6 protein-coding genes are annotated in these 11149 nt (G+C 76.0%); all 6 read right to left on the bottom strand.

Going from position 1 to position 11149, the window contains the following annotated elements:
* Complete coding sequence (locus ACYVD5_RS27350) at nucleotides 1–789, bottom strand: hypothetical protein (protein WP_461004043.1); 789 nt, start codon at nucleotides 787–789, stop codon at nucleotides 1–3.
* Between the two features lie 501 nt (nucleotides 790–1290).
* On the bottom strand, nucleotides 1291–3288 hold the full coding sequence (locus ACYVD5_RS27345) for an RAMP superfamily CRISPR-associated protein (protein WP_461004042.1): 1998 nt from the start codon (nucleotides 3286–3288) through the stop codon (nucleotides 1291–1293).
* A gap of 379 nt (nucleotides 3289–3667) precedes the next feature.
* Nucleotides 3668–5557 (bottom strand): hypothetical protein, encoded by a 1890-nt coding sequence (locus tag ACYVD5_RS27340; protein WP_461004041.1) that lies wholly within the window; start codon nucleotides 5555–5557, stop codon nucleotides 3668–3670.
* Nucleotides 5554–6306 (bottom strand): hypothetical protein, encoded by a 753-nt coding sequence (locus tag ACYVD5_RS27335; RefSeq protein WP_461004040.1) that lies wholly within the window; start codon nucleotides 6304–6306, stop codon nucleotides 5554–5556. The genes ACYVD5_RS27340 and ACYVD5_RS27335 overlap by 4 nt, the downstream gene beginning before the upstream one ends.
* A complete protein-coding gene (locus ACYVD5_RS27330; protein WP_461004039.1) occupies nucleotides 6303–8102 on the bottom strand; it encodes a hypothetical protein in 1800 nt (599 codons plus the stop codon). Before ACYVD5_RS27330 ends, ACYVD5_RS27335 begins: the two co-directional genes overlap by 4 nt.
* 19 nt (nucleotides 8103–8121) lie before the next feature.
* The gene (locus tag ACYVD5_RS27325) at nucleotides 8122–10506 is read right to left on the bottom strand and encodes a hypothetical protein (RefSeq protein WP_461004038.1); all 2385 of its coding nucleotides are present in this window, start codon (nucleotides 10504–10506) and stop codon (nucleotides 8122–8124) included.
* Nucleotides 10507–11149: the final 643 nt, after the last annotated feature.

Below are 11149 nucleotides of genomic sequence, written 5' to 3'. Positions count from 1 at the left end.
CTAGTCGTTCTGCACATCGTCGGCGGTGCCGAGTCCGACCGGCGGGGTCGGTTTGGGCCCCGCGTGGTATCCGGTCAGCCGGTGGAAGGCCACCCCGACCGCCCCTGTCTCGGAATCCTCCGCCCAGTACTCTCGGACACTCAGCCAGCTCCCGACGGCCGGGGGTACCGCTGCGGCCGCGGCGGATGCGGTGCCGGAGCCGCTGATGTCGAAGTCGTGCCAGCTCACCGGGTGGCAGGCCGCGGTTCCGGAGAGCTCGCGGCCGATACTGAACGGGACCGCGCCGCCGAGGTCGCGGCTGGAGCGGTGCCCGGCGCGCCATCCCGTGAGCAGGAACGAGCGGTCGCGCGGCTGCAGCCACGGCGGCAGCGAGCCGGCGTCGTCGCTGTCGCGGGTGGCCCACGCGCCCTCGCCGGCCTCGCCGATGTGGATCTGGGCCGACGGGGAGAACACCACTGCGCTGAGCAGCCGCCAGGAGTCGGTGCCTGCGGGATCCAGCGGCGGCGCCGAAAGGGGTGCCATCTGCGGGTCGGTGCACGACAGCCGCCAGGCGTGCTGCGGGCAGGCGCCGGTGATCCGGCCGTCGCCGAGCTCGGCCAGCAGCCACTGCGGTTCGCCGGGGGCGAGCTCCTGGAGCGCGCCCGCGCGGCGGCCGCGGCCGAACAGGTCGCCGATGACGGCCGCCGCGGCCTCCTCACCCAGCGAAACCGTGTCGGCCCCGCGCGGTTCGGGAAGCTCGGGGATGTCGGGGACTTCGGGGAGGGGGAGTTCGGGGAGTTCGAGATCCATCGGGCTACGCCCTCCTTCGGGACAGCGGCGGCAACGGACAGGCACCCGCGGGGCGCGGCACGGGTTCATGCCGGCGTGCCGCCACAGGAACCCCGCGCTGCTGCACGGCCGCGCGCCCACTGGGGTCCGCTCGTTTTTCCCTTGCATGGATATCGGATGCGCCGGTTCCCGGCTGAAGGGGGTGGCGGCCGGCCCGGCGGGCGGGTGTGCGGTCCCTGGCCGGGTTCGGCGGGCTTGGCCGTTGCCGCCGAACGGGGGGCGTGCGAAGGCGCACGTGGTCGCCTGCCGGCCATCCCCCGGCGAGCGGGCGTGCCGCTGCGCCCATGCGGGGCCCGGAGAACACCGCAAGTGGACTACCGAAGCACCGCACACCAGGACACCGGCCCACCGAGCACGGCCCCGTACAAAAGGGCCCGGCACGTGGGCGGCGAGCGACTCGGTCGCCCACCGGCTCACCGGGCCGGTGCGCGGCCCCGGCCATCGGTATCGCGGCCCGTGGCATCACGATCGGCCGCCGCCGCTGCGCGGCTGCCCCGTGCCTGGTGCCAGGGCCGCGTGCAGGGCCGCGACCCAGGCTGCGGCGGCGGCGCGGTCGGGACCGCCGGGGTTGTCGACCGCCGCGACCAGGTCGATGGTTTCGGCGGTGCCGCCGGGTCCGCAGCAGGTCACGACGGCGCCGGTGACGGTGACGCGGCCATGCCCGGCGCCCGTGCCGCCGCCGATGCCGTCCATCGGCACCGTGTGCAGTTCGCGGACGATCAGGGCGAGCAGGCCGCGCACGGTGTCGTCGGGATCGGGAATGTCCAGGACGACCTCGGCCGTGCCGCCGGCGTGCACGTCGTCGGTGAGCAGGCTGGCGTCGACGGAGTCGCCGAAGAGCGCGTCGATGGTGACCCGGGTGGTGCGCTGCGGCGTGCCGCCGACGAGTTCGGCGGCGCGCCGCAGCCGGATGGACGATGCCTCGGCGGTGCCGCCGGTGCCTGAGTCGCCGCCCCACCAGCGGGCGTGCAGCCGGCGGGCGGGGCTGTCGCGGGGCCAGTCCTCCACTGCGGTGCCGGACTCGCCGGAGATGTCGCGCACCAGGCGCCGGCTCATCCGTTTGAACAGGGCGAACAGCGCGGTATCGCCCAGGGTGGGACGCCATTGCACGGCGCCGTCGCCACCAACCGCGGGCCTGCGCAGGTGGGCGCGGTCGACCTCGCCCAGGGATTCCAGGTGCGGAGCTTCGCCGACCATGAGCAGGCCGGGCCGGGGTGCGGGTGCGCGTGCCCGGGAGGGGGCCAGGAACGAGTCGGTGGGGCGCTCGGCGAGCCGCAGGGTCAGGGCGAGTTCGTCGCGCCTGCGGTTGTCGGCGCCGTGCTCGGCGAGGGTGCGGGTGTAGTCGCCGCCGATCGCGGCGGCGAGATCGGGGTCTGCGGCGAAGCGGTCCGAGATCAGCTCCGACAGGGCGCCTGCCGCTGCGCCGGGCCCGGATTCCGGGTCGGCCGGGTAGCCCAAGGCGGCCGTGTCCCCCGGTGCGGCTGGAGAAGCCGCGGCGTGCCGGGAATCCGCGCCGACCCGGCCGTCCAGGGAGCGGAGGGCACGGTCGCGGCGCTGCTGCCAGGTCAAGGCATACCAGTCGGCCCACCCTTGCGGGCTGCACAGATCGTGGCGCCGGACATGCCAGGCCTCGCAGTGCACGGCGCCGTAACCGCGCGCGGTGCGCGCCCCGATGGAAATGCCGGGAGCGGACGCGGTTCCGGCGAGGCCTTCGGCTGCCAGTGCGGCGAGTGCGAGCAGCCTGCCTTCGGAGCCGGTGTCGGTGACCTGCAGCCGCAGAGTGAGGGTGAAGGCGGTGCCGGCGGGCAGGATCTCCATGCGCCACAGGGCGCCGGGGGCGGCGGCGCCGCTGCCGGGGTCGACACGGTTGCCTGCACGCACATCGACACCGGCCTCGGCCGGGAGTTCGGCGAAGGAATCGTCGATGTCCAGAGCGCTGGGCAGCGAGGCACCGGTCCCGGTTTCGGCACTGCGCGGCGCCGCTTGGCCGAACAGTTCCGCCACGGCCGCGGCGCCCTCGGGACCGAGGCGTTCGCCCAGATGGCGGCGGAGCAGGCCGGCCTGCGTGGTGGCACGCAGGCGCGGGTGCCCGGTCCGGGGATCGCGGTCGAGGGGCGCGATATCGGCAGAGGACCGGGCGGTGTCGTGGGCCGAACCGATGTGGGTATCGCTGTGCAGGCGGATGCGTGCGGTGAGCTCCCACAACGCCAACGGCCCAACGGCGTCGCCCGCAGCGAAGTCGAGAAGGTCCGCAGAGTCGGGATCATCCGGATCGTGGAGGTCGGGCAGGTCGTCGGGACCGTGGGGTTCGCAGGAATCAGCACCGGGCCCGCCACCGCCCGCGGCACCGCGCGACGAGGTTCCCGCGGCGGGCCGATCAGCAGCTGAGGATGCGGCACCTGCGGCGCCGACCAGGCGCGCTATGCCCTCGGTGTCGACAGCACCGGCCCCGGTGGACACCGCGCCACCACCAGCGCCAACGGCGCCCGAGCCACCCGGCGCCCCGGCCTCGGACAGGCCCCCCAGCGGTCCCCCGGCAGGCTCGTCTTCGGCGGCGGTCTCTGTGGGGACGTGGCCGGAGCCGCTGCCCTGCGTTGCGGGCCCGGTCACCGCGGTCCGCCCGGGTTGTGTCCGGTGGGTCGTGCGGTGGCGAGCTGCACGCAGCGGTACGCGGGTTGTCCGATGGGCGCAGAGGTGACTGCGCCGGTTGCCGTGCGGCCCGGGGCGACCGGGTGCGGTGGGCATTCCGGCGGGCAGGGGCGCCGGCCGGCGGTGGGCCGGGAATCGGGGGGTGACGTGGGCGTGGGCGGGCCGCCGTGCAGCCGGGGCGCGCGGTGCATTACACGGCCCCTTCCCGCTGCTGGGCGGTGTCGCGCCCGGTCCATGCGGCGGCCGCCAGCCAGGTGCCGATTAGTTGCAGCGCCAGGCGCGCGACGACCTCGGGGCGGTCGGTCCAGGCCACGGCCGCGCCGGTGGCGGTGTCGCCATCGCCGCGCTGCCAGGCGAGGTCGACCGGGGCCAGGGCGTGGGCGAGCGCGGCGGGGTCGGGTGCGGCGCGTTCCCACCAGGCGCGCGGGTTGCGCGCCGCGCTGTCGAGCCATTTGGGCAGGGCGAGTTCGCGCCGGCCGTGCGGCACGGCGGTGGCCTCAAGGTCGGCGCGGGCGGCGGCGTGCAGCGGGGTGTGCGGGGCCGCGCGTTCGGGATCGCCGGTGACGACGCCGGCCAGCCGGGCAAGGCCGATGGCGGCCTCGGGCGCCGGCGCGGAGGCGACCTCGCGCAGGCGCCCCAGCAGCGGTGCGGGCGGGAGCCGCGCCGAGCGGCGGGCGAGGTCGCGGGCGTGCGCCCGGACGGGTTCGGCCGCCGCGCGGCTGAGCAGGATGTCCTGCAGGCGGGCGACCGGGGACTCCGCGGGAGCGGCGGCGGCCTCGGCGCTGACCCATTCGGGGTCGACCCACACCGGTGATCCGTCGGCGAGGGTGACCGGCCGGATCCGGAGTTCCGTCCTCTCCGGATCCGGCGCATGCGGTGCCGCCGCGTAGCGGCGTCCGGAATCGGTGGCGGCGGCGCGCGAGTGCGCCAGCGGCGGATGGTCGGCCGGCACGCCGCGGGGTGCCGGGACCGGGATCAGGGCGGCGGCGCCGTGGCCGTCGGCGGCGCGCCGGCCCAGCGGGCGGGACTCGATCGCCCGGATTTCGTCCAGGCCGATGTCGCGAAGCGCGCGCAACCGCACCACCGAGCCGGGGGCGGCGGCCCACTGTTCGGCCATGGGGCCGCGGTACATGCGGTGGTAGGCACCCACCGGCTCCTGCTGGAGGTGGGCGCCCGCGATCTCGCACGCCTGCGGGCCGAGGACCGCGGCGGCGGTGCGGGCGGCGGCGCTGGGCAGGGCAGCGGGGTTGGGGCGGCCGAGGTGGTCGTCGACGCAGGCGGGGGCGAGCAGCAGCAGGTCGCGGAGTTCGCCGCGCCGCCAGGTGGACCGGCCGGTGTCGAGGCGGTCGGCGAGCAGGGTGTCGGCGGCGCCCGCCGAGGGGGTGGCGCGGATGCCGCCGCCGTGCGCGCGGCTGCCGCCCGATCCAAGGGAGAGCAATCCGTCGGCGGCGGCCAGGACCTCCCAGATGCGGGCGGCGAGTTCGGCGGTGCGATCGGGGGTGGCGGCCCGCAACTGCCAGCGGGCCTCGAACACCTGGCCGGGTTCGAGGCTGGTGGTGAAGTAGGGGATGCCGTTGCGGCCGGCGTCGCGGCGGGCCACGCCCAGGTACTGCTCGGTGCGGGTGAGGGGTGCGGCCCGGCGGGTGAGATCGGGGGTGACGTGGCCGCTGAGGGTGCGGTAGGCGGTTCCGGGGGCGGCGGGGGCTGCCAGCAGGTCGGCGAGGCGGTCGGCGGGCCCGGCATCGGCGGTGTGCACGTGCCAGCAGCGCGGCGCGGGCACGGTCTGGGCGCAGACCGAGGAGTCCTCAAGGAGCGGGAAGGCCGGTGCGAAACGGATGGCGCCGCCGCGCGCGATCCAGGGTTCGATGAGGTCGTCGCGGCCGGCGTGGCGCAGGGCGGCGGCGAGCATGCCCCGCTGGGCGCGGCCGGTGACGGCGTGGGCGGTGGTGATGCGCAGCGGATCGTAATCGGAGCGCACAACGAGTGATTCGGTGAGCACGTAGCGCAGCCCGAGGTAGGCGTGCTCGACTCCGCCCGCGCCACCGGTGCGGCCATCGGGATGGAGGTCGGCGATCGTCACACCCCTTGTTCTCGGACAGCCGCATCGCCGCCGATTCCCGCCCAGGTCAGGGTGCGGTTGTGGGCGTCGGTTGCGTCGGTGTCGGGGTTTTCGGCCAGGCGGGCGTCGAGCCGGCCGCGGCCGCGGCCGGCCTTGAGCCCGGCCTGGGTGAAGGCGAGCGCGGCCCGGGCCAGGCAGCGCACTTCGTCGGGTTCGGGGCTGCGGGTCCAGCGCAGCGGGGCGGTCAGCCGCAGCCCCGGGTCGACCACGCGGACGGTGCGCAGCCGGGCGTCGGCGGGCGCGCCGCCGCTGTCGATGGCCACGCCGCTTTCGACGGAGGTGAAGGCGTCGGTGACTGCGCGCACGAGCGTGCCCGCGCCGCCGCCGGATTCGCCGGCGGCGCGCTGTTCGAGGGCCCAGGCCACGGCGGCGCGCACGGGTTCGGGCGGTGCGGCGTGGGCGATGCGCAGGATGCGGCCGCTGCCGTGGCGGCGGGAGGCCCCGAAGAGGGCGTGGGCGGCGGGCAGCAGTGCCGGCTCGGCGCGTACGGCGGTGGCGGCGGCCTCGCGCAGCCGGGCGGCGATGCGCTGGCGGGGCAGGTAGGGCAAGCCGTGGGTGTCGGTGACCACGTCGGAGTCGGCGGCGGTGCCGGCGGCGCTGGCGCCGGCGAAGATGGCGGGCGCCACCAGGTCGACGAGCAGGAATGCGGGGGTGTCCCGGCGGGCGGGGCCGCCGGTGCCGGTGGTCGGGGCGGGCGGGGTACGGGTCATGGGAGCGTGTCCTCGGCGGTGGCGGCCGGCTTTTCGGCCGCGCGGGCGTGGCGGGCCAACGGGACGTCCAGGTGCAGGTCGAGCAGTGCCAGTGCATCCAGCAGGCGGTCGCGGGCGAAGGGATCGGGCAGTTTGACGGGCAGCCCGAGGTCGCTGCGGCGCTGGAGTTCGGGGCCGGGGTCGCGGCCGTCCTGCAGCAGCGGCGCCAGCCGCGACAGCAGCCAGGACCGCTGGCCGCTGAGGCCTGCGGCGCGCAGGCTGCCCGGCGATTGCGGGTCGAGGTAGTCGCGCAGGAACGAGTGGAACTCGGTGCCGGTCATCGGCAAGGCGGTGCGGCCGGGGCCGCCGGGCGCGGGCGCGCACCGGTCGGCGCGCAGCTTGGCGACGACCCGCGCGGGGTCGTCGAAGTCGTGCGACCAGGCCACGACGTGGTCGTCGAGGCGTTCGGGGGCCTGTTTGCGGTGGTCTTTGGCTTCGTCGCACAGTGCCGCGCAGATGTCGTAGCCCACCGAAAGCGGCGCGCCCACCGGCTGCACGGCGATGCCGATCCCGGCCGAGGGCACGCCGGTGGTGCGGCCGCCGGCCAGATTGCGGGTCCAGGGCGCCAGACCGGCGCGGCGGGCCATGGCCGCCCGCGGGTCGTCGGGGGCGAGCGCCGCGGGGTCGGTGTCGAGCCAGTCGAGGGCGAAGCGGGTGGCGCTCCAGGCCAGCCGGGCGTCGCAGATGACGGTGAGGTCGTCGCCGGCCACCACGACCGGGCGCACGGGTACGTAGACGGTGCCGCGCACGGTGCGCGGGCGGAGCCGACCGCCGGCGCCCTCGCCGCTGATGGCTGGTTCGGCGGCGGTGGTGGTGGTGCCGGTGCCGGCGGTGCCGATGGCGGCGGCGACGGCGCGGATGAGCGCTTGGGCGAGGCCTTCGGTCAGCCGGGCGATGTCGGCGGAGACGGTACGCATGGCGGCGACCGTGTCGGCGCCGGACTCCTGGCAGTTGCGGTGGTGGCGTTTGAGCAGGTCGCCCAGGCCGTTGAAGTCGAGGTGGACGACCGCCAGGCGGCTGACGTCGCCGATCTCGCGGCCGAGGTGGTCGACGTCGGTGGGCAGTTCCAGGCGTTGGGCCCCGGCGGGCGGGGCGATGCCGCGCAGCCACCCGCGGCTGTTGGTGTCGTGCCACTGGCGGGCGCGGATGCGGGCGGTGACGATGTCGCGGGCGGCGCGTTCGCGGACGGGGCCGCGGTCGCGGGTGTGGTCGAGCAGTTCAGCGGGGCGGCCGGTGACGTCGCAGGTGGCGGTGACACCGAACCCTTGGGCGGGCAGGTGGCCGGGCCCGGGGCGCGCGCGGGCGGTCTGCAGCGCGCCGGGCAGCAGCCGCAGCGCCTCGGCCTGGGTGGCGGGCCGCCCCGGCCCGCCGTAGGGCACGTGTGCGGCGACCGGGGCGAGCCGGTCGGAGATGTCGCGCAGCCGGCGGGTGTAGCGGCCGGTGAAGGCGCGGGCGTGCTCGGCCGCCTGCTGCGGGTGGGTGAAGGCGACGTAGAGCGCGCCGCCGGCGTCGCGGAGCACTGCGCGGTGTTCGGCGGGGATTTCGCCCAGGAGCGGGGCGATGTGGGGGCCGGCGGTGTCGGTGAGGTCGGCGACGAGGGTGGCGCGGCCGATGGCGTCGAGCAGCCGCCGCCCTTCGTAGACGAATCGCTGGATGCCGGCGAGGTCGACCCCGACGACCACCCCGTGCGGCCCGCCCGCGCCGGCGGCGGGAGCGGGGGCGGCCCGGCGCGCGGCGGCGGGTACGGCGGCGCTCATCGGTTGCCTCCTGGCGGGGTCACAGCCTGAGTGCGGACAGGTGGGCGTGCAGCGCGGCGCGGAACCGGGATGTTCCCGGCTCGGCTGATACCACTCTCGGACGCCGGGTGTCCTCGTGGCCGGTGATCAGCTCGGCGGGCGGTGCGGAATCGTCGGCGGTGCGGTCGCGGTCGCCGGCTGCGCGCCACCAGGAGAACCAGTCGATCAGCTCCAGCGCCCGGCCGGGGTCGCCGTCGCCGGGCCGGTGCAGGGCGACGGTCAGCCCGGCGGTGCCGCAGCGGACGTTGAGCAGTGCCGCCGAAGCGAACACGTCGTGTGCCCAGCCTCCGGCACCGGTGTCCTGCTCCAGGTGCATGCCGCCGGAGGTGAAGTGGCGCAGCCGGGTGCGGCGGGGGGCGCTGAGCGCGAGTGCGCGGTCGGCGGCGGTGAGGATGAGGGTGGGGCGCTGCGGCGCGGAGTACTGCGGCAGTGCCGGTGCACCTGCCACAGCGGTCTCGTCGACCCAGGCGGCGACTTCGCGGGGGGCGGCGAGCTCGCGCACGGCTTCGGCGGCGGCGTCGATGAGGGGGGCGTCGACCTGGTGGGCGGCCACCTCGGTGGCGATGGCGCCGGTGAGGGGGCCGTCCAGGTAGCGGTAGCCGCGCAGCAGGTGGCGCCATTCGACGGCGGCGGGCGGGTGGTGGCCCACCGGCCCGTGGGTGCGGCAGGAGACGCGGCGGGTCAGCGGCGAAATGTAGGTCAGGCAGCCGCCGCGCTCGTGGGCGGCCAGGGCCAGGCCGGTGCTCATCGCCTTGGTGCCGGTCGTGATGTCGGCGACGACGGGGGCGCCGGGCCGGCGGTACTGGTCGATCTTGGCGCGGGCGCGGGCGGCGGCGTCGGAGACGTCGGCGGCGTCCACGGCGGCTTCGGCGAATTTGACGCGTTCGGGGTAGCCGTCGCGGCGCAGCCTGGCGGTCAGGCGGCGCCGGTTGAGCCGGTGGAACTCCGCGGGTTCCTCTGCTGCCAGCAGGGTGCGGCGGACGCTTGCGTCCAGGGCCGCCAGTTCCTTCTCGCTTTGGCGGGTGAACAGCATCACCGCGCGCTCGGGCAGGCAGGTGCGGGCTGCGGCCAGGACCGGCAGCCGGTTGCCGCCCAGGCCCACCAGCAGCAGCGGCCCCGGTGCCGGGGCGGGAGCGTCCGGGTCTGGTGCGGCGGGCTCCGGTGCGGTGCCGCCGACCTGCGCGGGTGCGGCCGGGCAGGGCGCCGCCTGCTGCGGGCCGGCCGCGGCGGGTGCGGCGGGTGCGGCGCCGCGTGTCGCTGCGGGCGCATCGCCCGCGCTCTGCGCCGGGGAGGCGGGATCGGTGCCGTCTGCGCCGCCCGTTGGCCCGGCGGTCGGGGTCCGCGGCGGTGCCGGGGCGGCGGGAAAGAAACCGTCGATGATCTGGCGCGCCGTACCGAAGTCGCGGGAGAGCTCGTCAAGGCTGCGCACATGCAGCGGTGCGCCGCTGAGTTCGGGGTCGTAGGCGGCGAGACGCTCGATGGAGCAGTCGCCTTTGGCTCCCTCGTGCACGAACAGCACCCGGGCGGCGCCGCCGAAGGCGCGCTGCGCTTTGGTGAGGGTCCAGCCCGCTGCGTCGGGGATGTGGGACGGGTCGCGTTTGACCTCGACGCACAGGACGCGGTGGCGGTAGCGCACGATGAGGTCGAAGTCGCCGATGGAGCCGCGCTCGTTGTGCGGGTCGGGCATGACGCGGTTGCCCAGCACCTCGGCGCCGGGTAGCCGGTCCAGGCGGCGGCGGAACAGGTCGAGCACCCGGGCTTCGGCCATGTCGCCGCTGGTCAGCGCGGCGGGCCTGCCGCGCAGCCACGCTTCTTGGGCGCCGGTCCGGTCTCCGGGGCGCAGGTCGATGCCGTGCAGCCAGGCAAGCTCGCCGGCGGTCAGGGCGCTGCTGTCGATGCCGGCGTCGTGGCGGGAGCCGTCGGTGAAGCGCAGGGTCTCGGAGGTGGCGTCGAGGTAACTGCGCCAGCGGTGCCGGTCGGGGAAGCGTTCGGCGTGCAGCAGTACGGCGTGGGCGCTCATGACCTTGCTACCGCCGGTGTAGCACAGCCGCCAGTCGCCGTGCAGGTCGGCCGAGAGGGCCGCGAAGCGCCGGGCCACCGCGTGGAAGTCGAAGACGTCGCCGCCGACGTCGAAGCGCCGGGCGTCGCCGATGGCCGGGCACAGCCGGCGGGCGGCGGTCGCGATGCGGTCGGCGCGCCGGGCGGTGTCGCTGCTGTGGACGAGCACCAGGTTGCGCGGCGCGAAGGTCAGCGCGGCCAGCAGTGCGGGGGTCGGGCTGGTGCCGGCCAGCACCACCAGGGTCGCCGGGGTGCCGCCGGTGCGCGGGTGATCAGGATTGTCGGGATGATCCGCTCTCCGTCCCATGGGTCCATTTCACACTGTCGTGCACCGCTCCGCAGCGGTGCGGGCGTGCCGTCCGTCGTTACCGCGGTCAACCAGAAACCACACTTTTCACCCCTGTGTCCGAGAGAGGTGCTGTGTCGGAGGTGATCGCCAATACGGACCATGACCCAGCCCTGCGAACCCCTCGAACGACCACGCTAAGCCCGCACCGGCCCCGGTGCGAGCGAACGGACCCGCAGGCGCTTCCGCCGCTGCGGCGGCCGGAAGGAGGAGCGGTGATACATCCACGACGGGCATGGAACCACGCGCCGAACGCGCCGGGGTCTTCCCGCCCTTCCCAGCAACCTTTGGGACGGCAGCCCGGCGGCCGCGGCCGCGCTGGATTCCAGCCCCTTACCCGGCAGACGGGATAGCACCAACCGCCGCACGTCTCTTGCGTCGATCAGGGAAGCCCCCTTCCCGGCGGACGGGACAGCGACCACTCCGAGAACGGCCCTGGCTGCATCTTCGTCGTCCGACCCCCGGTAGACGGGATAACAACGCCAGTTGTTGACGGACGCTCCCCCAGGGCCGACTCCTCCCCGGCAGACGGAATGGGATCGGCACCGGCACCGGCCCGGGCACCGCCCCGGCCGGGCCGCTGCCCCCGGCCCTGACAACCAAC

The sequence above is a fragment of the Streptomonospora sediminis genome, assembly GCF_054778995.1.
Note: the sequence above shows the minus strand (reverse complement) of the source record. Positions and strands in the feature narration are given on the sequence as shown.

What these genes read in the sequence shown, in the direction of transcription:
- ACYVD5_RS27330 (WP_461004039.1), bottom strand. Translation starts at nt 8,102, where the DNA reads ATGAGCGCCGCCGTACCCGCCGCCGCGCGCCGGGCCGCCCCCGCTCCC.
- ACYVD5_RS27335 (WP_461004040.1), bottom strand. Translation starts at nt 6,306, where the DNA reads ATGACCCGTACCCCGCCCGCCCCGACCACCGGCACCGGCGGCCCCGCC.
- ACYVD5_RS27350 (WP_461004043.1), bottom strand. Translation starts at nt 789, where the DNA reads ATGGATCTCGAACTCCCCGAACTCCCCCTCCCCGAAGTCCCCGACATC.
- ACYVD5_RS27325 (WP_461004038.1), bottom strand. Translation starts at nt 10,506, where the DNA reads ATGGGACGGAGAGCGGATCATCCCGACAATCCTGATCACCCGCGCACC.